This window comes from Stenotrophomonas sp. YJH_SMC_81 (assembly GCF_059370875.1).
The window spans coordinates 32,244-53,947 of record NZ_JCAFUB010000007.1 but is presented as its reverse complement, the minus strand read 5'-3'; the positions used below and the strand labels follow the sequence as shown (position 1 = coordinate 53,947).

Sequence of the window (21,704 nt, the reverse complement as noted above, 5' to 3'; positions counted from 1 at the left end):
GGGGACTGAACCGGCAGGACCGGGGGCACTCCGCCAACCGGCATACTGGCCCGGACCACTGCGGAGCTTCCCATGCGGCTGCTGGCCCTGACCTACGGAACCGAAGGCGACACACGTCCCCTGGCCATGCTCTGCCATGGGCTGATCGGCGCGGGCCACGAGGTGACGCTACTGGCCGATGGCGGCACCTTGGGCAGCGCGCAGGCCCTGGATGTGCCCCACGCGGCCCTTGAGGGTGACATCCATGACGACGTGGTCGCCCTGGTCTCGCGTGGCAACGGCGTTGCCGCCGCCAGTACCGGCCTGGCACGGATGGCGCTGCAGCATGTCAGCAGCTGGATGCGCCAAGCCGATGCCGCCGCCGAAGGCTGCGATGCGATTCTGACCGGTGGCCTGGCGGCCTTCGTCGGCATGAGCGTGGGCGAACGCCGCAGGATTCCCGTCATCGGCAGCGGCATGATTCCGCTGACCCCGACGCGGGCCTTCCGCTCTCCGTTCCTGCCACCGGGACGCTCGCCGGGCTGGTTGAACCGCGCCAGCTATGGGCTGGTCAACGGCCTGATCTGGCGCCAGTTCCGCCGGCCGATCAACGCGGCACGCCAGCAGTTGGGGCAATCGCCGCGCCGCGCGCTGTGGTCCGGCCTGCCGATGCTCTATGGCATCTCACCGCAGCTGCTGCCGCTACCGGCGGACTGGCCGGCCGACCACATCGTCTGTGGCCAATGGCGGCTTCCTGATGCGCCCTGGACGCCCCCGGCCGATCTGCGGGTCTTCCTTGATGCCGGCCCGCCGCCGGTCTACCTGGGCTTCGGCAGCATGACCGGCTTTGATCGCGAACGCGTGCTGCCGGCCCTGCTGCAGGCGCTGGCGCCACGCCGGGTGCTGCTGTTTCCTGGCTGGGTGGGACTGCCTGCGATGCGCTTGCCCGATTCGGTCTTCGTACTGGGGCCGACCCCACACGAAGCGCTGTTCCCGCGTTGCGCACTCGCCATCCACCACGGTGGCAGCGGCACCACGCATTCGGCCTGCCGGGCCGGCATTCCCTCGCTGGTGATGCCGTTCGCTGCGGATCAGTTCTTCTGGGCCGATCGCCTGTGTCGGTTGGGCGTGGCACCGGCACCGTTGTCACCGAAGCGACTGGATGCAGCAACGCTGGCAGCAGCCATCACCTTCGCAGAAGCCGACGCAGTACGCGCACGCGCGGCGGCCCTGGGCGTGGCGATGAGCGATGAAGACGGGGTGGCCTGTGGCGTGGCGATGATCGAGCGCTGGTTACGGCCGATGTAACAGCGGGCAAGCCTCAGCGCAGGTGCGGAATCACCTGGGCCAGCAGATGGGCATCCTTGAGCGCACCGTGCAGGCCCCGGTTGCCGGGGATGCGCAGGCGCTGCAGCACATCGTCCAACTTGTTGCCCTGGCCGGGCCAGCGCCCGCGCGCCAGCTTCAGGCTGCAGGTGATGCGGCAGTGCTGGGCCAGCGTGCCGGGAATGCCGGCCAGGCGCAGCTCGTTGTCCAGGAAACCCACGTCGAAGGTGGCGTTGTGCGCGACCATCTCGCTGCCGCGCAGGAAGTCCAGCAGTTCAGCGGCCTTGCTGGAGAACAGCGGTTTGCCCACCAGCATTGCATCGCTGATGCCATGCACGCGCTGTGCGCCCCAGTCCACCTTGCGCTGCGGCTGCAGGTAGGTGTGGAACTGGCGGCCGCTGAGCTGGCCGTCGATCAGTTCGACGGCGCCGATTTCGATCACGCGGTGCCCCAGGCGGTGGGAGATGCCGGTGGTTTCGGTGTCCAGTGCGACGATGCGATTCATGCGTGGCGATGTTTCCTGTTGCGTGCCGCGATGATTTTCGCATGCCTGCAGCAGGAAGCCCTCCCTGTAGCCGAACCCGTGCTCGGCTCACGCGCGAAGCGCGGGCCTTGAGCGTTGGAGCGAGAAGCAGCCGAGCGTGGGCTCGGCTCTACAGGTGCGTGTGCATCACCCCAACGCTTCCACCACCCAATCGATGAACACCCGCAGCCGCTGGCTCATGTGCCGGTTCGGCGGGAACATCACATGCATCGGCATGGGTGGAAGCTGCCAGTCCTGCAGCAGCGGCAGCAATTCGCCGCGCGCCACGTGCGGCGCGGCCATGTAGCTGGGCAGCGCGACCACGCCCAGCCCCGCCAGCGCCGCCGCCAGATAGGCGTTGCCGTCGTCGAAACCGACCGTGTAGCGGCCCTGCACCTCGATGCGCTCATCGCCACGTTGCGCGCTGAACACGCGTGCGCGACCACTGCGCGGGCTGAGGAAGCCGACCATGTGGTGGTCCGGCCCTTCCAGCGCGCGCGGGTCGGTCGGCACGCCGAAACGCTTCACATAGCCGGGGCTGGCGTGGAAACCGATCGGCAGCGCCGCCAGCGGCCGCGCGACCAGTGCCGGGTCGGCCGGGGTGCCGCCGCGGATCACGCAGTCGACGTTGTCGGCGATGACGTCGACCTCGCGGTCACTGACGCCGATATCCAGCTGGATCTCCGGGTAGCGCGCCTGAAACTCCGGCAGCGCCGGTACCAGCCGCAGCCGCGCGTAAGGCCCCGGCACATCCACCCGCAGGCGGCCGCGCGGCTGGCTGGCTGCGTCACCCAGCCCGCCCTCCACCTCTTCCAGCTCGGCCAGCAGGCGGGCGATGCGCGGGTAGTAGGCCGCACCGTCGGCGGTGACGCTGACCCGGCGCGTGGTGCGGTTGAGCAGGCGCAGCCGCAGGTGTGCCTCCAGCTGCTGCACCAGCTGGGTGGCCGTGGTGCGGCTGATCTGCAGGGTCTGCGCCGCACGGGTGAAGCTGCCAGTGTCCACCACCCGGGCAAACGCCCGCATCGCCTCGAAACGGTCCATGGCTGGCCGTGATTGTTTGGAATTGGCAATCAATCTAGGCCGATCATCGCGGTTTATCCAGACACCGCTGGCGGGGAGGATGGCGTCCTCTCCCACGGGATCTTCCCCATGTCACAGCGTGATGTCGTTTTCCCCGCCGGCCGCCAAGCGCTGTACGAGCGCAACCGCTACTCGCCGGCGATCCGATCCAACGGTTTCCTGTTCGTCTCCGGCCAGGTCGGCAGCCGCGAGGACGGCTCGCCCGAGCCGGACTTCGAAATGCAGGTGCGCCGCGCCTTCGAGAATCTCAATGTGGTGTTGGCTGCCGCAGGCTGCACGTTCGATGACGTGATCGACGTGACCGTGTTCCTGGTCGATCCGGAGAAGAACTTCGAGAAGGCCTGGGCGATCGTGCCCGAGTACTGGGGCCAGGCGCCGCACCCGACCCTGACCGGCATCGGTGTGACCTGGCTGTACGGGTTCCAGTTCGAGATCAAGGTGATCGCGAAGCTGCCGTGACCCGGGTAGTGCCGGCCGCTGGCCGGCAACGCGGTGGGGTCAGAGCCCTTTCCGGAGGAAAGGGATCCGACCCCGCGCCCGGTCCACCTGAACGGGAGAATCCGACGGATTCCCGAAGCGGCCATTGATATTGTATCCGGCGAAAACCGCTTGCTAGCCTCCCTTCCATGCGCCGGATCACCCGCCAACTGCGTACGTACCTGATGCTGCTGCTGATGGCGGCATTCGTGGTCGTGCCGGTGGCCGACGTGCTGGCCTGCGCGGTCGAACCGCACGACACCACTGCGGTGCACGTGGAAAGCAACACCAACGATGCCGAGGGTGACAGTGACAGCAAGCACGCCGGTGCCTGCAGCCACAACCACTGCCACCACTCGAACCTGAGCCTGCCGGCCAGCAGCCTCGCCGCCTTCGGTGCGCCGCTGCCGGCGCGCTGGATGAATGCCGGCGACACGGCGACCTATGCGGTCGCCCAGGATGAATTGACGCGTCCCCCCCGGGCGTGAGTTGAGCGCGTCCCGCGATTGCGGGCTCCCGTTTCACTCACAACCGGAATCCCCCTATGTCGATCCTGACACCTCGGTCGCTGCGTGCGGCCGGGCGGGTCGTCGCCGTGTTGCTGGGCCTGGCCCCGGCGGCATCGGTGATGGCGCAAGCCGCCCCTTCCTATGACACCCTGCTTGAACGCCTGGACCAGCTGCCCGGCACCCGCGTCGGCGCGGCGCTGGCCGAGGCCGCCGATGCGCGCGCCGACCAGGCCCGCGCACTACCCAACCCTTCACTCTCCTATTCCGCCGAGAACGCCTGGGGTACCGGCTCCTATGGCGGCATGGGCAGGGCCGATACTGTGCTCACCCTGTCCCAGCCACTGGAGATCTGGGGCCAGCGTGGCGCGCGCGTCCGTGCGGCCCGCGCCGAGGCACAGGCCGCCAACCTGCGTGGTGCCCAAAGCCGCAGCGATGTGGCCAGCCAGCTGGCGGTGGTCTACGCACAGGCGGAAAGTGCACTGCGCCGCTACACCCTGGCCGAAGAGGCACTGAGCCTCACCCGCGATGACGCCAACGCCGTCAACGCGATGGTCAAGCAGGGCCGCGAACCGCAACTGCGCGCGGTGCAGGCGCAGAGCGAAGTGGCCAACGCCAACGCCGCGCTGGATGAAGCGCAGGCCTTCCGCGATGCCGCGCTGGCCCGCCTGGCCGGTGCTGCACTGCTGGATGCGCCGGTGCAGTCGATCGACAACAGCCTGCTCGACCGTGCGCCGCCGCTGCCGCGCGGTGCCACCGATGTAGCACTGGCCGTGCGCATCGCCGAAGCCGAAGCCGATGCGGCGGGCAAACTGGTCGAGGTGGAGCGCAAGCGCGCCCTGCCCGACCTCAGCGTCACCGCCGCGCAGACACGCTTCCGCGAAGGCGGCGAGCGTGCCTACAACCTCGGCGTCAGCATCAGCATCCCGCTGTTCGACCGCAACCGCGGTGGCATCCGCGCCGCCAGTGCCGACCAGCGCGCGGCCGAGGCGCGCCTGGACCAGCAGCGCCGCGACAGCGAGGCGGCACGCCTCTCGGCCGTGGCCGGTTTGAAGGCCGCCGGCAGCCGAACCCGCGCCGCCGATGAAAGCGTGGTCGCCGCCGAAGAGGCGTATCGCCTGGCCCGCATCGGCTTCGACGCCGGACGCATCTCGCAGCTGGAACTGCGCAGCACGCGCAGCGCTCTTATCGCCGCCCGCGCCGCCGCCGTGGATGCGCGCCTGTCGCGCGTCGGCGCGGAAATCGATCTTGCCCGCCTTGAAGGGCGCGCACCCTTTGTGGAGGCCCCATGACTCTCTCCCGTACTTTTCCGCTGATCGGCGGCATGCTGCTGACTGTGCTGCTGGCCGGCTGCGCCGGCAACGCGCAGACGCCTGCCAATGAAGACCCCGCTGCGGCCAAGGCCGGCACCGACGATGGCCATGGCCACGCCGGCAGCAGCAAGGAAGCCAAGGCAGAAATCGCGAAGGCGCCTGCTGACGCCGACGAAGGCGTGGTGCAGCTGACGCCCGAGCAGATCAAGGCGTCCGGTATCGAAGTGGTTGCCGTCGGTCGCGGCGGTGGCGGTTCCACCCGCCTCGCCGGTCGGGTGGAACCCTCGGTCGGTGCCCGTGCCTCGGTGGCCTCGACCGTGACCGGCCGCGTCGAGCGCGTACTGGTCGCGCCGGGCACGGCGGTGAAACAGAACCAGGCGCTGGCCATCGTGGTCAGTGGCGAGGCAGCGGTGTTCCGCGCCAATGCGCTGGCCGCATCCGCCGAAGCCGAGGCCGCACGCCTGGCCTATGGCCGCGACAAGGCCCTGGTCGAGCAGGGCGTGGTCGCCCGCCAGGAGCTGGAAGCCTCGCGTGCGCGTTCGCTGGCGGCACAGGCCCAGGCCGCTGCCGCACAGGCACAGGCCGCCGCCAACGGCGCGCCCGACGCCAGTGGACGCGTGCGCATCACCAGCCCGGTGGCCGGCATCGTCGGCAACGTGCAGGTCACGCCGGGCGGTGTGGTCGCCGCCGGCAGTGCGGTGGCCGACGTCGCCGACCCGTCGATGAACGAGCTGGTGTTCACCGCACCGCCAGCGCTGGCTGCGCAGGTCATGCCCGGCATGACGCTGGAAGTGAGCGTGCCGGGTGGCAGCTTCACCGCTACCGTCACCGGTTCGGCCGCCGATGTACGGCAGCAGGGCGGCGTCGCAGTGATCCGCGCCACGCCGGTGGATGCGTCGCTGCCGCCAGCCGGTTCGCCGGTATCGGCCGTGGTGGTCACCGAAGGCCAGGACGGCTCGCTCAGCGTGCCCGCCGATGCGGTGCAGAACGTTGATGGCAGCAGCGCGGTGTTCGTCGCCGTCGAAGGTGGCTTCAAGGCGCAGCCGGTACTGGCCGGGCGCCGTGCCGGTGACCGCATCGAGATCCTCGGTGGCCTGAGCGGCAACGAGCGCATCGTCGGTGCCAACGCCTTCCTGCTCAAGGCCGAGCTGGCCAAGGGCGAAGCCGAGCACGGCCACTGAGGAGGCGATCATGTTCAAGCTGATCATTGAAACAGCGGTGCGCCACCGCTGGCTGGTGGTGTTCATGGCGGCGCTGATCGCCGCCGTGGGCCTGTTCCAGCTGGGCAAGCTGCCGATCGACGCCGTGCCGGACATCACCAACCGCCAGGTGCAGATCAACACGGTGGCCCCGGCGCTGACCCCGGAGCAGATCGAACGGCAGGTGACCTATCCGCTGGAAACCGCGCTGGCCGGCATTCCCGGCCTGACCACCACGCGTTCGCTGTCGCGCAATGGCTTCTCGCAGGTCACTGCGATCTTCACCGATGCCACCGACATCTACTTCGCCCGCCAGCAGGTGGCCGAACGCATGCGCGAGGCATCGGAAGACCTGCCCGATGGTGCGTCGCCGATGCTGTCGCCGGTCACCACCGGCCTCGGCGAGGTGCTGATGTGGACGGTGGACTTCACCGCGTTCAATCCGGCCAGGCTGGCCAAGCCCGGTGAAGCCGGCTGGCAGGCCGGCGAGGTCTACCGCACGCCGGAAGGCAACCTGCTGCGCACGCCGGAAGAGCGCGCGACCTACCTGCGCACCGTGCAGGACTGGATCATCGCGCCGCAGATGCGCTCCAGCCCGGGGCTGGCCGGGGTCGATACGGTCGGCGGCTACGTCAAGGAATACGGCGTGCATCCGGACAGCGCCAAACTGGCCGCGCATGGCCTCGGCCTGGCCGACCTGGTCACTGCCCTGCAGCGTTCCAACGTGCAGGCCGGCGCCGGCTTCGTGCAGCGTGCCGGCGAAGGCCTCGTGGTGCGTGCCGATGGCCTGGCGCTGACCACCGAGGATCTTGCACAGGCGCCGGTGGCCACCCGCAATGGCGTGGTGGTACGCGTGGCCGATGTGGCCACCGTGGAACTGAGCCGCGCGCCGCGCCTGGGTGCAGCCAGCCGCAACGGCCACGAGGCTGTGCTGGGCACCGCGCTGATGATTGCCGGTGGCAACAGCCGCACCGTGGCGCAGGCCGCGGCCGCGCGTCTGGAACAGGTGAACACCTCGCTGCCGGCCGACATCATGGCCGCACCGGTGCTGGACCGCAGTGTGCTGGTCAATTCCACCATCAAGACCGTGGCCCGGAACCTCACCGAGGGCGCGCTGCTGGTGGTGGTGGTGCTGTTCCTGCTGCTGGGCAACCTGCGCGCGGCCACCATCACCGCGCTGGTGATTCCGCTGTCGTTCCTGTTCGCGGTGATCGGCATGAACCGCTTCGGCATCAGCGGCAACCTGATGAGCCTGGGTGCACTGGACTTCGGCATCCTGGTGGACGGTGCGGTGATCGTGGTCGAGTCGACGCTGCTGATGCTGGGCCAGCGCCGCGCCGAACTGGGCCGGACGCTGACCGCGATGGAACGGCTGCGCGTGGCCGCCGATTCCGCGCTGAAGATGGCGCGCCCGGCGGCGTTCGGCCAGCTGATCATCCTGCTGGTGTTCGCGCCGATCCTCACCCTGGAAGGTGTGGAGGGCAAGACGTTCCACCCGATGGCGGCGACCTTCATGCTGGCCCTGGTCGGTGCCTTCCTGTTCTCCTTCACCTTCGTGCCGGCGATGACGGCGCTGCTGGTGCGCGAGCCGAAGCTGAAGGACGCCGATGCACATGCGGACGACGGCGAGCACGAGACCAGGCTGATACGCGTGCTGCGCGCGCGCATCGAGCCGGTGATCCGCAAGGCCGTGGCGCATCCGCGCACGGTAGTGGCCAGTGCGGTGATGATGGTGGTGGTGGGCATCGGCTCGTTCTTGCTGCTGGGCCGCGAGTTCATGCCGACGCTGGATGAAGGCAACGTGGCGATGCAGGCGTTGCGCGTGCCGTCGACGTCGCTGGAGCAGTCACTGGCCATGCAACTGGCGTTGGAAAAGGTGATTGCCACGCAGCCGGAAGTGGAAACCGTGTTCTCGCGTACCGGTACCGCCGAGGCGGCGATCGATCCGATGCCGACCAACATCTCCGACAGCGTGATCGTGCTGAAGCCACGCAAGGACTGGCCCGATCCGAAGTTGGCCAAGGACGCGCTGGTGGCCCGTTTCGAAAAGCTGGCCGGGCAGCAGCTGGGCAACAGTTTCGAGTTCAGCCAGCCGATCGAGCTGCGCTTCAACGAGCTGATTTCCGGCGTGCGTACCGATCTGGCGGTGATGATCTTTGGCGATGACTTCGGCCAGCTGCAGAAGGTAGCCGACCAGGTGGCGCTGAAGCTGCGTGCGGTGGAGGGCGCGGCCGACGTGCGGGTGGAGCAGATCTCCGGCCTGCCCACGCTGAACGTGGCGATCGATCATGTGGCGGCGGCGCAGTACGGGCTGACTGCAGCGGATGTGAGTGATGCACTGTCCACCGGCATCGGCGGTACCGCCGCCGGCAAGATCTTCGAAGGCGACCGCCGCTTCAACGTGGTGGTGCGCCTGGACGATGCCGCGCGCAACGATCCGGACCAGCTGGCCTCGCTGCCGATCGCCACGCCGTCGGGGCTGGTGATTCCGCTGTCGTCGGTTGCCCGCATCACGGTCAGCGAAGGGCCGAACCAGATCAGCCGCAACAACGGCAGCCGCCGCGTGGTGGTGCAGGCCAACGTGCGTGGCCGCGACCTGGGCGGCTTCGTCGGCGAAGCGCAGGCCGCGGTAGCCGACGTGGCACTGCCGCCGGGTGCCTACCTGACCTGGGGTGGCCAGTTCGAGAACCTGCAGCGCGCGGAAAAGCGGCTGGCGACGGTGGTACCGGTAGTGTTCCTGCTGATCGGCAGCCTGCTGTTCATGGCCCTGCGCAGCGGCAAGGAAGCCATTCTGGTGTTCAGCTGCGTGCCGTTGGCGCTGGTCGGCGGCATCCTCGCACTGCTGCTGCGGGGCATGCCGTTCTCGGTATCGGCAGCGGTCGGCTTCATCGCCGTGTCCGGCGTGGCGACCTTGAATGGCCTGGTGCTGATGCAGGCGATCCGCGAACGTCTGGATGCCGGCGACCTGCCGCTGCAGGCGGCGATCAACGGTGCCTCCAGCCGCATCCGAGCGGTGCTGACCACGGCGCTGGTGGCGATCGTCGGCTTCATTCCGATGGCGATCGCCAGCGGTTCCGGTGCGGAGGTGCAGAAGCCGCTGGCGACGGTGGTGATCGGTGGCCTGATCACCGCCACCGTGCTGACCCTGCTGGTGCTGCCGACCTTCGCAGCACGGGTGGCCAAGCCGCGGGCGGTAGGCTGAGGTGAGAGGGGGTCGGATCCCTTTCCACGGGAAAGGGAACCGACCCGGTGACCGGGTCGGATTGCCGGCCAGCGGCCGGCACTACCCGGTACCGGTCAGGCCTTCTTGCGCTCGGCGATGTAGGCCTGGATCTGCTGTTCCAGCACCGGCAGCGGCACCGAGCCCTGCTTGAGCAGGGTGTCGTGGAAGCCCTTGATGTCGAACTTGTCGCCCAGCTCCTTCTCGGCCTGCGCACGCAGGCGCACGATGGCGATTTCGCCCAGCTTGTAGCTCAGCGCCTGGCCCGGCCAGGAAATATAGCGGTCCACTTCGGTGGTCACTTCATGCTCGCTCAGCGCGGTGTGGTCACGCAGGTAGGCCAGCGCCTGCTCGCGGGTCCAGCCCTTGCTGTGCACGCCGGTGTCGATCACCAGGCGCGCGGCGCGCCACATCTCGTAGGTCAGGCGGCCGAAATCCTCGTACGGGGTTTCGTAGATGCCCATCTCCACGCCCAGCTTCTCGCAGTACAGCGCCCAGCCTTCGCCATAGGCGGAGATGTAGGCGTTGCGGCGGAACTCGGGCAGGTTCTTCTGCTCGGCGGCGATCGCGCCCTGCAGCGAATGGCCCGGATCGGATTCATGCAGGGTCAGTGCCGGCAGGTTGTACAGCGGGCGCGACGGCAGGTTGTAGGTGTTGAGCCAGTAGGTGCCCATGCCACCGCGGCCGGCGGTCCAGAACGGTGCGATGTCCGGCGGCACCGGCACGATGGTGAAGCGCGCGCGCGGCAACGTCATGTACTTGCCCAGCTGGCCATCGGCGCGCTTGGAGATCCACGCGGCGCGCGACAGCAGCTCTTCCGGCGTCTTCGCATAGAACTGCGGATCGGTACGCAGGAAGGTCAGGAACTCGGCGAAGCTGCCCTTGAACTTCACCTGCTTGATGATGGCGTTCATCTCGCCCTGGATGCGTGCGACTTCCTCCAGGCCGATGCGATGGATCTCGTCCGGCGACAGGTCCAGCGTGGTGTACTCGTGGATCTGCTGCCTGTAGTAGGCCTTGCCATCGGGCATCGCTTCGGCGGCCAGGGTGGTGCGCGCCTGCGGCACGTACTCGTTGACGAAGAAGGTGCGCAGCTGCTGGAACGCCGGCACCACCTTGCCGCTGATCGCTTCACGCGCCTGCGCCTGCAGCCTGGCCTGTTCGGCGGCCGGGATGCTGTTGGGCAGCTTCTTGAACGGCGCGTACAGCGGCGATTCGGTCGGGTCCTTCAGCTCGGCGACGGTGGCGATGGACACTTCGCGGCCATCCAGCACCGCGCGCGGCACGCTGAAGCCGCGCTTCAGGCCGGCGCGCATGTTCTCGGTCTGCTGGCCGAAGTAACGCGGCACGTCGTTCAGCCGTGCGATGTAGTTCTGGTAGTCCTGCACGGTCTTCATCTCGCGCCGGGCCATGAAGGACAGGTTGGACCAGAACGAGGAATCGGCGTTGAACGGCATTTCGTAGCCGCGCAGGCGCGTCTCTTCGGCCAGGTTGAACACCTGGTCGTGGTAGATCGCGTAGTTGACCTGGTTGTCCGGCGACAGGGTCTTCGGGTCGATCTTCTTCAGCGCGGCCAGGGTCTCGTCCCACACCTTCAGGCGTGCCTGCTGCGCGGCCGGGCCGACGTCGGGCATGCGGGTGGCGTTGGCGGGCGCGTCTTCGTCCTCGCTGGCTTCACCACCTCCCTGCTGGCGCCACTTCCATTCCTTCTCGTACAGCGCGCGGAAGGCGGCATCCGCGGGCGATTCGGTGGCCACGCTGGCGGGCGCGGCGGCGGCGGGCGGCGCGGCCAGGGCCACGGCGGGAGCGGACAGGGCGATCAGCAGGGCAACGGCAAGACGGGTTTTCACGAGCACAGGTTCCCGGGAAGGCAGGCCCCGATGATGGCACCGCCCACGGCTCATGGCATGGGACGAAGGTCCTGCCTGCAGCTTAGGCAGGACCGGGAACCGGCCGCAGGCCGGGGCCCCAGCGCCGAAGGCGCGTGGTAGAGCCGACTGCTAGTCGGCTGCTCTTCGGCCAGACGTGGCAAAGCCCGCGCTCCGCGCGAAAGTCGACTGACAGTCGACTCTACCCACGGCAGACCGCATCCCGGCGCAGCCTCAGTGGCTGGCCCTGTCGCGCTTCCAGCCGCGGTGCTTGATATCCAGGTGCAGGCTGTACAGGGCGGTAAACGCCGGGAACAGGTTCTGCAGCACGCCCACCGAGTCCTGCTTGGCCGAGAACAGGAAGTAGCTCAGCGTCATCAGGCTGCCGATCACGCTCATGTACCAGAACAGGCGCGGGATGACCGGCTTGCCGGCACGCTTGGAGGCAATGAACTGGACCAGCCAGCGGCCGCCGAACATCAGTGCGCCGGTGTAGCCGATCAGCTTCCAGCCGGTCACATGCAGGCCGGTCCAGTACAGCCAGGTCAAGGGCTGATCCAGCCAGTGCAGCTCCAGATCCATCAGCGCTCCTCCACCGCGGTGCGCTTGCTTCGGGTGATCAGCCAGGCCACGCCACGCAGGTCGCGGATGCCGACCAGCGCGCGGCCGAGGTTGTTGTACTTGGACACGCCGGCGGTACGGTGGCGGTGATTGACCGGCACGCTGGTGGTCTTCCAGCCGGCACGCTGCATCAGCGCCGGCAGGTAACGGTGCATGTGGTCGAAGTACGGCAGGTCGAGGAACGCGCTGCGTTCGAACAGCTTGATGCCGCAACCGGTGTCGGGCGTGTCGTCGCGCAGCATGCGCGCACGGATGGCGTTGGCCCACTTGCTGGCCCAGCGCTTGCTGCCGCTGTCCTGGCGGTTGACGCGCCAGCCGGCGAACAGCTTCACCTGCGCCTCGGCGGCGTCGCGTGCGGCGAGCAGCTTGGGAATATCGGCCGGATCGTTCTGGCCATCGCCATCCAGGGTGGCGATCCACGGCGCCCGCGCATGCTTGACGCCGGTCCGCACGGCGGTGCTCTGCCCGCTCTGGTTCACGTGGTGCAGCACCCGCAGTTCCGGCGTGGTCGCCTTCAGTCCCTGCAACACGGCCAGGGTGTCATCGCGCGAGTGATCGTCGATGTAGACGATCTCGAACGGCAGCCGGCCACGCAGCGCAGCGGTGATTTCGGCGACCAGCGGGGCAACATTGTCGCGCTCGTTGAACACCGGGACGACAACGGAAAGCTCGGGTTGGCTCATAAGGCACTCGGCCAAAGGGGGACAAAGACCGCGCATTCTCCGAAACCGAGGTTATCCGAAGATGAACCCGGCGGCGTGAGGATCCGTCCTCAGGCGCGATCACCAAAATACTCGCGGCACCACTGCACCACAGGCGGCAGGCCTTGTTCGATCGGGGTCACCGCATCGAAGCCGAAAGCGTCATGTGCGCGCCGGGTATCGGCCATCGTGCGCACCATGTCGCCGGGCTGCATGGGCTTGTAGACCTTCTGCGCGGGGCGGCCGGCGGCCTGCTCGATCACGCTGATGAAGCGCTCCAGCTCGACCGGCGTATGGTTGCCGAGGTTGAACACCCGGTGCGGCACCGGACCGTCGGCCGGATGCGCGAGGGCGCCGAGGATACCGGAGACGATGTCGGAGACATGTGTGAAATCGCGCTGCATGCGGCCTTCGTTGAACACGTCGATCGGCCGACCGGCCAGCACCGCGCGCGAGAACAGCAGCGGTGCCATGTCCGGCCGGCCCCACGGGCCATACACGGTGAAGAAGCGCAGCCCGGTGGCATGCAGGCCGTACAGCTGCGCGTAAGTGTAGGCCATCAGCTCGTTGGCGGCCTTGGTCGCCGCGTACAGCGAGCGCGGCTGGTCCACGCGCTGGTCTTCGGAGAACGGCGGCGTGGCCGAATCGCCGTAGACCGAACTGCTGGAGGCGTACACCAGGTGCTGCACGCCACGGTGGCGGCACAGCTCGAGCATGTTGACGAAGCCGACCAGGTTGCTGTCGACGTAGGCATGCGGGTTTTCCAGCGAATAGCGCACGCCGGCCTGCGCGGCCAGGTGGATCACCGCGGTCGGCTGCACCTCGTCGAACAGCGCGGCCAGGCCTTCGCGGTCGGTCAGGTCCAAGGTGCGCAGGTCAAGCGCCGGACACAGCGCGGCCACGCGGTCACGCTTGATCTGCGGGTCGTAGTAATCGTTGAAGTTGTCCAGACCGACCACGGCCTGGCCGGCCTCCAGCAGCGCGCGGGCGGTGTAGGCACCGATGAAGCCGGCAGCGCCGGTGAGCAGGATGGTCATCGCGGGTCTCGATCAAAGCACCCCGCTGCCATCGGCGTGGCCGACGTCGCGGGGATGCGTCGGCCGGCGTGATGTGGCGCCGGGCTCAGCCCTGGCGCGTGCGCAGTTTTTCCAGCACGCCGTCCAGGGTGTCCAGGTCGGTGTAGTGGATGATCAGCTTGCCCTTGCCGCCACGGCCGTGGCTGATCGCCACCTTGGCGCCGAGCGCTTCGGACAGCTCGGTTTCCAGCGAGGCGATGTCGGCCTGCTGCACCTTCGGCGTGGCCACCGGACGGCTGCTCGGCACCTTGCCGGCGGCGAAGGCCTGCGCGCGCCGCTCGACCTCGCGCACCGACCAGCCTTCGTCGGCCGCTTCCTGGGCCAGCTTGCCGGCCAGTTCGGGGGCCAGGGTCAGCAGCGCACGGGCATGCCCCATTTCCAGGCGGCGGGTTTCCAGCAGCAGGCGGATCGCCACCGGCAGTTCCAGCAGGCGCAGCAGGTTGGACACCGCCGCGCGCGAGCGGCCGACGGCCTCGGCGGCCTCGGCATGGGTGAGGGTGAACTCGCTGATCAGGCGCTGCAGCGCTTCGGCTTCTTCCAGCGGGTTGAGGTCTTCGCGCTGGATGTTCTCGATCAGCGCCATCGCGATGACGGTGCGGTCTTCCAGCTCGCGCACCACCACCGGCACTTCGTCCAGCCCGGCCAGCTGCGATGCGCGCCAGCGGCGTTCACCGGCGACGATTTCGTAGTTGCCCGCCGGCAGCTGGCGCACCAGGATCGGCTGGATCACGCCCTGCGACTTGATCGAGTCGGCCAGCTCGGACAGCTTGCCCTCGTCCATCTCGCGGCGCGGCTGGTATTTGCCCGGCTGCAGCTGGCCGACCGGCAACTTGCGCAGCACTTCCCCCGGCAGCGGCTCGATCACCGCCGTGGTGGCCTGCACCTGGCTGACCGCGCCCTTCGGGCCCAGCAGCGCGTCCAGGCCACGGCCGAGGCCTCGCTTCTTGGCTGCCGGCTTGCTGCTGGTCATCAGACGGTCTCCACGGCCTTGGTGGCCTTGTTGCGTTCGTTGTTGCGGCGGATGATCTCGCCGGCCAGGCCCAGGTAGGCCACGCCACCGCGCGAGGCGCGGTCGTAGCCGACGATGCTCTGGCCATGGCTGGGTGCCTCGGCCAGGCGCACGTTGCGCGGCACGATGGTGCGGAACACGCGATCGCCGAAGTGCTCGGTGAGCTCGGCCGACACCGCGTTGGCCAGGTTGTTGCGCACATCGAACATGGTGCGCAGCACGCCTTCGATCTCCAGCGCCGGATTGAGGTCGGCACGCAGCGCTTCGATGGTTTCCACCAGCGCGCTCAGGCCTTCCAGGGCGTAGTACTCGCACTGCATCGGCACGATCACCGAATCGGCGGCGGCCAGCGCGTTGAGCGTCAGCAGCGACAGCGCCGGCGGGCAGTCGATCAGGATGTAGTCGTACTCGTCGCGGATCGGTGCCAGCGCGCGCTTCAGCCGCTGCTCGCGCTCGCTCTGCGCCATCAGCTGGATCTCGGCGGCGGTCAGGTCGATGTTGCCGGGCAACAGGTCGTAGCCTTCGGCGGTCTGCACGCGCACGTCGGCGGCGCTGTTCTCGCCCAGCAGCAGATCGTAGGTGGAGGCGGCCAGCTCACGCTTGTCCACGCCGCTGCCCATGGTCGCGTTGCCCTGCGAATCGAGGTCGACCAGCAGCACACGCTTGGGTGCGTTGGCCAGGGAAGCGGCCAGGTTGACGGCGGTCGTGGTCTTGCCGACGCCACCCTTCTGGTTGGCGATGGCGATGATGCGGGCCATGCGGGTGTGCCTCGTCGACGGATGGTTGGGACCGGTCATTATGCGTACAACCGGCCCCTTGCGGAAATCGTGGATCGCCAACCCGTTGTTCCACAAAGGGCTGGCGGCGGGAATCAGGGACCTGTAACGGTGACCAGGTGGCGTTCGCCGGCCAGGCCGGGCACGCTCAGCGGGGTCACCTCGCGCACCTGCCAGCCCGCCGGCAGTTCCGCGATCTCCTCATGCGGGTAGACGCCCTTCATGGCCAGCAGCACGCCACCGGGGCGCAGCAGATGGCCACCGACGCGGACGATGCCGGCCAGGGTATCCATTGCGCGCGCGGTCAGCTGGTCGTAACGGCCGGCCTCGTCCAGCGCCTCGGCGCGCGATTCGGCCACGCGGGCATTGCCCAGGCCGAGCTGGCGCACGGCCTCGCGCATGAAGCGCGCCTTCTTGCCATTGCTCTCGACCAGGGTCACCTGCAGGCCCGGGCAGGCGATGGCCAGCGGGATGCCGGGCAGCCCGGGCCCGGTGCCGAGGTCGGCCAGGCTGCCATCGGCCACGAACGGCTGCATCGCCAGCGAGTCGAGCAGGTGGCGGGTGACCATCTCCTGCGGGTCGCGGATGGCGGTGAGGTTGTAGGTGCCGTTCCAGCGGTGCAGCAGGGCCAGGTAGCGCAGCAGCGGCAGCGCCAGCGCGGCATCCAGGCCCATGCTGGCCAGGCCCTGTTCCAGCGTGGCAGCCACGCTGGCGGGAAGTGGGTGTTCGCTCATGCCGGCATTATCGCCGGTTTTGCGCGCTGATTCCCCGCCTCAGTGCGGATACCAGGCCAACGCCGCCCGGAACTGACCGGTGGCCTGCCATTCGTGCAGGTGCCAGCGCGCGGCCTCGCCCAGTTCCGGGTCGCACCAGCGCAGGTGCAGGGCGCCATCGGCCCCCGGCGCCAGCTGCAGGCGGTGCAGGCCGAACGAGATACCCTGGCCGTGCGCCTTCAGCATCGCTTCCTTGGCGCACCACACGCGGAAGAACCAGTGTTCGCGGTCGGCCTGGTCCAGGCTTTCCAGCCACGCCACCTCCTCCGGGTGGAAGAAGCGCTGCACGATCTCCAGCAGGCGGGCGCGCGGCCGCAGCAGTTCCAGGTCCACGCCCAGCCGCACGCCTTCGCCCAGCGCCACCAGCAGCACCTCGCCGCTGTGGCTCCAGCCAGTGCCGTAGTGGGCCAATGCGCCGCTCAGTTCCGGCCGGCCCTTGTCATCGCGGACCAGCGGCAGCGTCTCCGGATCGGCCCCGAGGGCCTGCGCCAGAACCTGCCGTGCCTGCGGTTCGCCGCGATGGCCGGGCACGTGCGGGCGCCGCCAGACCGTCACCGGACCAAAGCGCCACGGGCCGTCGAGGGTGGCTGGCAGGCTCATGCGCACGCGCCCGTCACACGATTGCACGACGGGTTCACGGCCGTGCGCGTCAACTGGTCACCGTTCCCCACAGGAGGTTCGATCATGGGCATCATCATCTGGCTGATCGTCGGCGGCATCGTAGGCTGGCTGGCCAGCATCATCATGAAGCGCGATGCCCAGCAGGGCATCATCCTCAACATCGTGGTCGGCATCGTCGGCGCGCTGATTTCCGGCTGGCTGTTCGGCGGCGGCATCAACGAAGCGATCACCATTCGAACCTTCCTGTTCTCGCTGATCGGTGCGGTGATCCTGCTGGCGATCGTCAACCTGTTCACCCGCAAGAGCATACGCTGACGCGGCGGTAACGCCGGCCGCTGGCCGGCGGGCCTTTTAGAACGGGCCCGGCAATCGCCGGGCCTCGTTCATTCAACCGATCTGTACCCACGCCGGCGCATGGTCGCTCGGGCGTTCCCAGGTGCGCGGCTCGCGGTCGATGCCCGAGGCCACCGCACCGCTCTTCAGCGCATCGGAAACCAGGGTCAGGTCGATGCGCAGGCCCAGGTTGCGACGGAAGCCGGCGGCGCGGTAATCCCACCAGCTGAAGGTGCCCGCCTCGTCGTTGTGCAGGCGGAAGCCATCGTGCAGGCCCAGCTGCAGCAGCTTGTTCAATGCGCCGCGCTCGGCGGTGGAGGTCAGGATGTGGTTGTCGTTCCACACCTCCGGGTCGTGCACGTCGCGTGCGTCCGGGGCAATGTTGAAGTCCCCCATCACGATCAGCTTCGGGTGGCGCTGCAGTTCTTCGGCGATCCAGGCATGCACCGCCTCAAGCCAGCGCAGCTTGTACTCGTACTTGTCGGTACCGATGTCCTGGCCGTTGACCACGTACAGGTTGATCACCCGCAGGTCGCCGAAGGTACCGGCGATGACGCGCTTCTGTTCGTCCTCGAAGCCGGGAATGCCGATCTGCACGTCCTGTGCAGGCTCACGCGACAGCAGCGCCACGCCGTTGTAGGTCTTCTGGCCGGCGAACACGCTGCGGTAGCCGGCGGCGATCAGCGCAGAGTCGGGGAACTTGTGGTCCTCCAGCTTGGTTTCCTGGATACCGACGATGTCCGGGCCGAACGCCTTGAGCCACTGCTCCAGGTGCGGCAGGCGGACATTGAGCGAATTGACGTTCCACGAGGCGATTTTCATGCGGGCATTCTACCCGGGTGGCCGGGATGGGGCTCGGGCCGGATTCCCGTGTAGAGCCGAGCCCACGCTCGGCTGCATTGACCAGGCACAGCCAGGAGCAGCCGAGCGTGGGCTCGGCTCTACAGAAGAATCGGGCCGGGCCCTGATTCAGCAGAGCCACGCCCTGCCTGGGTTCACCGCAGCAGCAGCTTCAACAAACCCGCAATCTTCGAATACGGCGGCCGCAGCCGGTCGCTGGCCGCCCAGCGCGATTGCCACAGCACCGCCAGCCGCTTGCTCATCGCATCGAACCCGGCCCGGCCGTGGTAGGCGCCCATGCCGCTGGCCCCCACCCCGCCAAACGGCAGGCCATCGGCGGCGAAGTGCAGCAACGTGTCATTTACCGTCACGCCACCGGCCACCACCTGGCCGAGGATGCGCTCCACCGTGGCCGTGTCATGGCTGAAGGGATACAGCGCCAGCGGCCGGTCGCGGGACAGCACGTCGGCCAGCGCGGCATCCAGATCCGGATAGGCCCGCACCGGCAGGATCGGCCCGAAGATTTCCTCGCGCATCAGGTCCAGATCGTCGGGCGGGTCCAGCACCACGGTCGGCACCAGCAGACGCTCGCGGTCGGCGCGCGCCTCATCCACCTGCGCCAACGGAATCACCGGCACGCCACGTTCGCGCGCCTGCACCAGATAGCCCTGCAGGCGCTGGTACTGGCCCTCGTTGATGATGCGCGTGTAGTCGTCGGCATTGCTGAAGTCGCCATAGCGTTCGCGCACCTGCTGCTGCAGCGCCTGTACGAACTCGCGCTGGCGGACCGTATCGATCAGCACATAATCCGGCGCGATGCAGGTCTGGCCCGCGTTGAACCACTTGCCGGTGGCCAGCCGCGCGGCGGCTTTGTCCAGCGGAAAATCGCGGCAGACGATGGCCGGCGACTTGCCGCCCAGCTCCAGCGTGACCGGCACCAGATGCTCGGCGGCGGCGGCCATCACCTTGCGGCCCACGGCCGTCGAGCCGGTGAACAGCAGATGGTCCAGCGGCAGCGAGGACACCGCCGCGGCCACATCCGCCCCGCCCTGCACCACCGCCACCCGATCGGGCGGGAACACGCTGGCCAGCAGATCGGCCAGGAACGCGCTGGTGCGCGGCGTGTGTTCCGAAGGCTTCAGCAGTACGTGGTTGCCCGCAGCGATGGCGGTGGCCAAAGGCACCAATGCCAGCGTGACCGGGTAGTTCCACGGCGAGATCACCCCGACCACGCCCAGCGGCGTCGGCCGCAGCTGCGCGCGCGCTGGCCACAGCTTCCAGCCCGCCGATGCCCGCTGCGGCTTCGACCAGCGCCGCAGGTGGCGGCGCAGGTGGTCGATGGCCGACAGCACGCTCATGCCATCGGCCAGTTTCGATTCAACGTGGGCGCGATGGCCGAAGTCTTCGGCGATGGCCGTGGCCATGTCGTCCAGGCGTGGCTTCAGCGCCTCGCGCAGGCGGCGCAGGTCGGCCTCGCGCTGGTGCAGCGATGGGCGCTGCGACTGCCAGGCGCTGCGCAGGGAGTGCAGGATGGCGGGAAGGTCGGCTGGGGCGGTGATGGTCATGGGCCGACTATACGGGGTGCTGCGCAACGCCATGGTAGTGCCGGCCGCTGGCCGGCAATGGGTTCATGTCTGCGAAGATTCATGGGGTTGCCGGCCAGCGGCCGGCACTACCGGAATGCGAGCCGAGTGGGCACGGTCCACAAACAGAAAGGCCGCGGTCTGCACCGCGGCCCCTGAAACCCGGTGGGTGCCGACCGTTGGTCGGCACGCCGGTTACTTGGTGATATCCACGTTCTTGGTCTCGCGCAGGAACAGGCCGCCGATCACCACCGACATCAGTGCGATCGCAATCGGGTACCACAGGCCGTAGTACAGGTTGCCGGTACCGGCCACCAGCGCGAACGAGATGGCCGGCAGGAAGCCACCGAACCAGCCGTTGCCGATGTGGTACGGCAGCGACATCGAGGTGTAGCGGATACGGGTCGGGAACAGTTCCACCAGGTAGGCGGCGATCGGGCCGTAGACCATGGTCACGTACAGCACCAGCAGCCACAGCATGAAGATGGTGCCGGCGATGTTGATGCGTGCGCCATCGGCCTTGGCCGGGTAGCCGGCAGAGGTCAGGGCGGTCTTCAGTTCCGCGCCGAACGCATCGGCCTTGGCCTTGCCTTCTTCCTTGGTCAGGCCGGCGGCCTCATACGAGGTGACGCTGGCACTGCCCACGTTCACCATCGCCAGCGAACCGGCGGCGGCGGGCTGCACGTCGTACGGCACACCGGCCTTGGTCAACGCGGCGGTCGCCACGTCGCAGGAGCTGGTGAACTTGCGCAGGCCCACCGGATCGAACTGGAACGAGCAGGTGGCCGGATCGGCGACGACCAGTGCCGGGGAGCTGCTGCGGGCTTCTTCGATGGCCGGGTTGGCGAAGTGGGTCAGGCCCTTGAAGATCGGGATGTAGGTGATGGCCGCCAGCAGGCAGCCGGCCAGGATGATCTTCTTGCGGCCGATGCGGTCGGACAGCCAGCCGAAGAAGATGAAGAACGGCGTGCCCAGTGCCAGCGCTGCGGCGATCAGCAGGTAGGAGGTGGTGGCATCGACCTTCAGCATGCTGCTGAGGAAGAACAGCGCGTAGAACTGTCCGCCGTACCAGACCACGGCCTGGCCAGCCGCCGCACCGAGCAGGACGAGCAGCATCAGCTTCAGGTTGCCGCCCTTCAGGCTGTCGCGGAACGGGGTCTTGGAGCCCTTGCCTTCAGCCTTCATCTGCTGGAACAGCGGCGATTCGCTCAGCTGCAGGCGGATCCATACCGAAATGCCCAGCAGCAGGATCGACACCAGGAACGGGATGCGCCAGCCCCAGGCCTCGAACGCCTCGTTGCCCAGGGTCATGCGGCAGGCCAGGATGATCAGCAGCGACAGGAACAGGCCCAGCGTGGCGGTGCACTGGATGAAGCTGGTGTACAGGCCGCGCTTGTCGTCCGGCGCGTGCTCGGCCACATAGGTGGCGGCACCGCCGTACTCGCCGCCCATCGCCAGGCCCTGGGCCAGGCGCAGGATGATCAGGATCACCGGTGCGGCAAACCCGATCGAGGCGTAGTTGGGCAGCACGCCGACCAGGAAGGTCGAGATGCCCATGATCAGGATGGTGACCAGGAAGGTGTACTTGCGGCCGATGCGGTCGCCGAGGCTGCCGAAGAAGGCCGCGCCGAACGGGCGCACGAAAAAGCCGGCGGCGAACGCCAGCAGGGCGAAGATCATGCCCGTGGTTTCATTGACGCCACTGAAGAACTGCTTGGCGATGATGGCCGCGAGCGAGCCGTACAGGAAGAAGTCATACCACTCGAAGACCGTGCCGAGGCTCGAGGCGAAGATGACCTTCTTGTGGCCCTTGGTCAGGGTGCCCGCTTTATGTGCGGTGCTGGGTGTACTGGACATGGGACGCTTCCCCTCCGAAGCAA

General features: G+C 68.2%; 20 protein-coding genes. 7 read left to right on the top strand and 13 right to left on the bottom strand.

Annotated features, from left to right (window positions below; genetic code table 11):
* The first annotated feature begins 72 nt into the window (after positions 1-72).
* Positions 73-1,287 carry a glycosyltransferase gene (locus tag AC5P8U_RS14825; RefSeq protein WP_072167794.1) on the top strand — a complete coding sequence of 405 codons (1,215 nt, stop codon included), beginning with the start codon at positions 73-75 and terminating at the stop codon, positions 1,285-1,287.
* Between the two features lie 13 nt (positions 1,288-1,300).
* Here the strand turns inward: AC5P8U_RS14825 and dnaQ are convergent, their stop codons facing one another.
* Entirely contained in the window at positions 1,301-1,810 is a 510-nt protein-coding gene (gene dnaQ, locus AC5P8U_RS14820) for a DNA polymerase III subunit epsilon (protein WP_005420353.1), read from the bottom strand.
* A 165-nt stretch (positions 1,811-1,975) separates the two neighbouring features.
* Complete coding sequence (locus tag AC5P8U_RS14815; protein WP_447897488.1) at positions 1,976-2,869, bottom strand: LysR family transcriptional regulator; 894 nt, start codon at positions 2,867-2,869, stop codon at positions 1,976-1,978.
* A 108-nt stretch (positions 2,870-2,977) separates the two neighbouring features.
* On the opposite strand from AC5P8U_RS14815, the gene AC5P8U_RS14810 reads away from it, so the two are divergent.
* From AC5P8U_RS14810 to AC5P8U_RS14790, 5 genes are all read left to right on the top strand, one after another.
* The gene (locus AC5P8U_RS14810; protein ID WP_072167792.1) at positions 2,978-3,367 is read left to right on the top strand and encodes a RidA family protein; all 390 of its coding nucleotides are present in this window, start codon (positions 2,978-2,980) and stop codon (positions 3,365-3,367) included.
* A gap of 167 nt (positions 3,368-3,534) precedes the next feature.
* Positions 3,535-3,873: a hypothetical protein gene (locus AC5P8U_RS14805; RefSeq protein WP_088496658.1), complete on the top strand. Its 339-nt coding sequence runs from the start codon at positions 3,535-3,537 to the stop codon at positions 3,871-3,873.
* 56 nt (positions 3,874-3,929) lie between these two features.
* The gene (locus tag AC5P8U_RS14800; RefSeq protein WP_111008165.1) at positions 3,930-5,183 is read left to right on the top strand and encodes a TolC family protein; all 1,254 of its coding nucleotides are present in this window, start codon (positions 3,930-3,932) and stop codon (positions 5,181-5,183) included.
* On the top strand, positions 5,180-6,385 hold the full coding sequence (locus AC5P8U_RS14795; protein WP_088496656.1) for an efflux RND transporter periplasmic adaptor subunit: 1,206 nt from the start codon (positions 5,180-5,182) through the stop codon (positions 6,383-6,385). Before AC5P8U_RS14800 ends, AC5P8U_RS14795 begins: the two co-directional genes overlap by 4 nt.
* A 10-nt stretch (positions 6,386-6,395) precedes the next feature.
* On the top strand, positions 6,396-9,605 hold the full coding sequence (locus AC5P8U_RS14790) for an efflux RND transporter permease subunit (RefSeq protein WP_447897487.1): 3,210 nt from the start codon (positions 6,396-6,398) through the stop codon (positions 9,603-9,605).
* A gap of 95 nt (positions 9,606-9,700) precedes the next feature.
* Here AC5P8U_RS14790 and AC5P8U_RS14785 read toward each other — a convergent pair whose 3' ends face one another.
* From AC5P8U_RS14785 to AC5P8U_RS14750, 8 genes are all read right to left on the bottom strand, one after another.
* Complete coding sequence (locus tag AC5P8U_RS14785; protein ID WP_252745421.1) at positions 9,701-11,473, bottom strand: DUF885 domain-containing protein; 1,773 nt, start codon at positions 11,471-11,473, stop codon at positions 9,701-9,703.
* Between the two features lie 252 nt (positions 11,474-11,725).
* Positions 11,726-12,073, bottom strand: a complete 348-nt coding sequence (locus AC5P8U_RS14780; RefSeq protein WP_049415940.1) for a lipid-A-disaccharide synthase N-terminal domain-containing protein — start codon at positions 12,071-12,073, stop codon at positions 11,726-11,728.
* Positions 12,073-12,795: a glycosyltransferase family 2 protein gene (locus tag AC5P8U_RS14775; RefSeq protein ID WP_005420380.1), complete on the bottom strand. Its 723-nt coding sequence runs from the start codon at positions 12,793-12,795 to the stop codon at positions 12,073-12,075. The genes AC5P8U_RS14780 and AC5P8U_RS14775 overlap by 1 nt, the downstream gene beginning before the upstream one ends.
* A gap of 89 nt (positions 12,796-12,884) precedes the next feature.
* Positions 12,885-13,850, bottom strand: coding sequence for an NAD-dependent epimerase/dehydratase family protein (locus AC5P8U_RS14770; protein WP_154351647.1), 966 nt, complete (start codon positions 13,848-13,850; stop codon positions 12,885-12,887).
* An 85-nt stretch (positions 13,851-13,935) separates the two neighbouring features.
* Positions 13,936-14,859 carry a ParB/RepB/Spo0J family partition protein gene (locus tag AC5P8U_RS14765; RefSeq protein WP_049415931.1) on the bottom strand — a complete coding sequence of 308 codons (924 nt, stop codon included), beginning with the start codon at positions 14,857-14,859 and terminating at the stop codon, positions 13,936-13,938.
* Complete coding sequence (locus AC5P8U_RS14760; protein WP_072167784.1) at positions 14,859-15,656, bottom strand: ParA family protein; 798 nt, start codon at positions 15,654-15,656, stop codon at positions 14,859-14,861. Before AC5P8U_RS14760 ends, AC5P8U_RS14765 begins: the two co-directional genes overlap by 1 nt.
* A gap of 113 nt (positions 15,657-15,769) precedes the next feature.
* Positions 15,770-16,408 carry a 16S rRNA (guanine(527)-N(7))-methyltransferase RsmG gene (rsmG, locus tag AC5P8U_RS14755; protein ID WP_188241475.1) on the bottom strand — a complete coding sequence of 213 codons (639 nt, stop codon included), beginning with the start codon at positions 16,406-16,408 and terminating at the stop codon, positions 15,770-15,772.
* Positions 16,409-16,447: 39 nt separating this feature from the next.
* The gene (locus tag AC5P8U_RS14750) at positions 16,448-17,047 is read right to left on the bottom strand and encodes a 4'-phosphopantetheinyl transferase family protein (RefSeq protein WP_061480448.1); all 600 of its coding nucleotides are present in this window, start codon (positions 17,045-17,047) and stop codon (positions 16,448-16,450) included.
* Positions 17,048-17,131: 84 nt separating this feature from the next.
* Between AC5P8U_RS14750 and AC5P8U_RS14745 the strand changes: the two genes are divergently transcribed.
* On the top strand, positions 17,132-17,383 hold the full coding sequence (locus AC5P8U_RS14745) for a GlsB/YeaQ/YmgE family stress response membrane protein (RefSeq protein WP_005411656.1): 252 nt from the start codon (positions 17,132-17,134) through the stop codon (positions 17,381-17,383).
* Positions 17,384-17,455: 72 nt separating this feature from the next.
* On the opposite strand, the gene xth is transcribed toward AC5P8U_RS14745, so the two are convergent.
* The 3 genes from xth to AC5P8U_RS14730 form a co-directional block, all read right to left on the bottom strand.
* Entirely contained in the window at positions 17,456-18,223 is a 768-nt protein-coding gene (gene xth / locus AC5P8U_RS14740) for an exodeoxyribonuclease III (protein ID WP_005420392.1), read from the bottom strand.
* A gap of 173 nt (positions 18,224-18,396) precedes the next feature.
* Positions 18,397-19,806: a coniferyl aldehyde dehydrogenase gene (locus AC5P8U_RS14735; protein ID WP_447897515.1), complete on the bottom strand. Its 1,410-nt coding sequence runs from the start codon at positions 19,804-19,806 to the stop codon at positions 18,397-18,399.
* A gap of 213 nt (positions 19,807-20,019) precedes the next feature.
* Positions 20,020-21,681, bottom strand: coding sequence for an MFS transporter (locus tag AC5P8U_RS14730; protein ID WP_005420402.1), 1,662 nt, complete (start codon positions 21,679-21,681; stop codon positions 20,020-20,022).
* Between the last annotated feature and the right edge of the window lie 23 nt (positions 21,682-21,704).

What these genes read in the sequence shown, in the direction of transcription:
- AC5P8U_RS14825 (WP_072167794.1), top strand. Translation starts at nt 73, where the DNA reads ATGCGGCTGCTGGCCCTGACCTACGGAACCGAAGGCGACACACGTCCC.
- dnaQ (WP_005420353.1), bottom strand. Translation starts at nt 1,810, where the DNA reads ATGAATCGCATCGTCGCACTGGACACCGAAACCACCGGCATCTCCCAC.
- AC5P8U_RS14815 (WP_447897488.1), bottom strand. Translation starts at nt 2,869, where the DNA reads ATGGACCGTTTCGAGGCGATGCGGGCGTTTGCCCGGGTGGTGGACACT.
- AC5P8U_RS14810 (WP_072167792.1), top strand. Translation starts at nt 2,978, where the DNA reads ATGTCACAGCGTGATGTCGTTTTCCCCGCCGGCCGCCAAGCGCTGTAC.
- AC5P8U_RS14805 (WP_088496658.1), top strand. Translation starts at nt 3,535, where the DNA reads ATGCGCCGGATCACCCGCCAACTGCGTACGTACCTGATGCTGCTGCTG.
- AC5P8U_RS14800 (WP_111008165.1), top strand. Translation starts at nt 3,930, where the DNA reads ATGTCGATCCTGACACCTCGGTCGCTGCGTGCGGCCGGGCGGGTCGTC.
- AC5P8U_RS14795 (WP_088496656.1), top strand. Translation starts at nt 5,180, where the DNA reads ATGACTCTCTCCCGTACTTTTCCGCTGATCGGCGGCATGCTGCTGACT.
- AC5P8U_RS14790 (WP_447897487.1), top strand. Translation starts at nt 6,396, where the DNA reads ATGTTCAAGCTGATCATTGAAACAGCGGTGCGCCACCGCTGGCTGGTG.
- AC5P8U_RS14780 (WP_049415940.1), bottom strand. Translation starts at nt 12,073, where the DNA reads ATGGATCTGGAGCTGCACTGGCTGGATCAGCCCTTGACCTGGCTGTAC.
- AC5P8U_RS14775 (WP_005420380.1), bottom strand. Translation starts at nt 12,795, where the DNA reads ATGAGCCAACCCGAGCTTTCCGTTGTCGTCCCGGTGTTCAACGAGCGC.
- AC5P8U_RS14770 (WP_154351647.1), bottom strand. Translation starts at nt 13,850, where the DNA reads ATGACCATCCTGCTCACCGGCGCTGCCGGCTTCATCGGTGCCTACACC.
- AC5P8U_RS14765 (WP_049415931.1), bottom strand. Translation starts at nt 14,859, where the DNA reads ATGACCAGCAGCAAGCCGGCAGCCAAGAAGCGAGGCCTCGGCCGTGGC.
- AC5P8U_RS14760 (WP_072167784.1), bottom strand. Translation starts at nt 15,656, where the DNA reads ATGGCCCGCATCATCGCCATCGCCAACCAGAAGGGTGGCGTCGGCAAG.
- rsmG (WP_188241475.1), bottom strand. Translation starts at nt 16,408, where the DNA reads ATGAGCGAACACCCACTTCCCGCCAGCGTGGCTGCCACGCTGGAACAG.
- AC5P8U_RS14750 (WP_061480448.1), bottom strand. Translation starts at nt 17,047, where the DNA reads ATGAGCCTGCCAGCCACCCTCGACGGCCCGTGGCGCTTTGGTCCGGTG.
- AC5P8U_RS14745 (WP_005411656.1), top strand. Translation starts at nt 17,132, where the DNA reads ATGGGCATCATCATCTGGCTGATCGTCGGCGGCATCGTAGGCTGGCTG.
- xth (WP_005420392.1), bottom strand. Translation starts at nt 18,223, where the DNA reads ATGAAAATCGCCTCGTGGAACGTCAATTCGCTCAATGTCCGCCTGCCG.
- AC5P8U_RS14735 (WP_447897515.1), bottom strand. Translation starts at nt 19,806, where the DNA reads ATGACCATCACCGCCCCAGCCGACCTTCCCGCCATCCTGCACTCCCTG.
- AC5P8U_RS14730 (WP_005420402.1), bottom strand. Translation starts at nt 21,681, where the DNA reads ATGTCCAGTACACCCAGCACCGCACATAAAGCGGGCACCCTGACCAAG.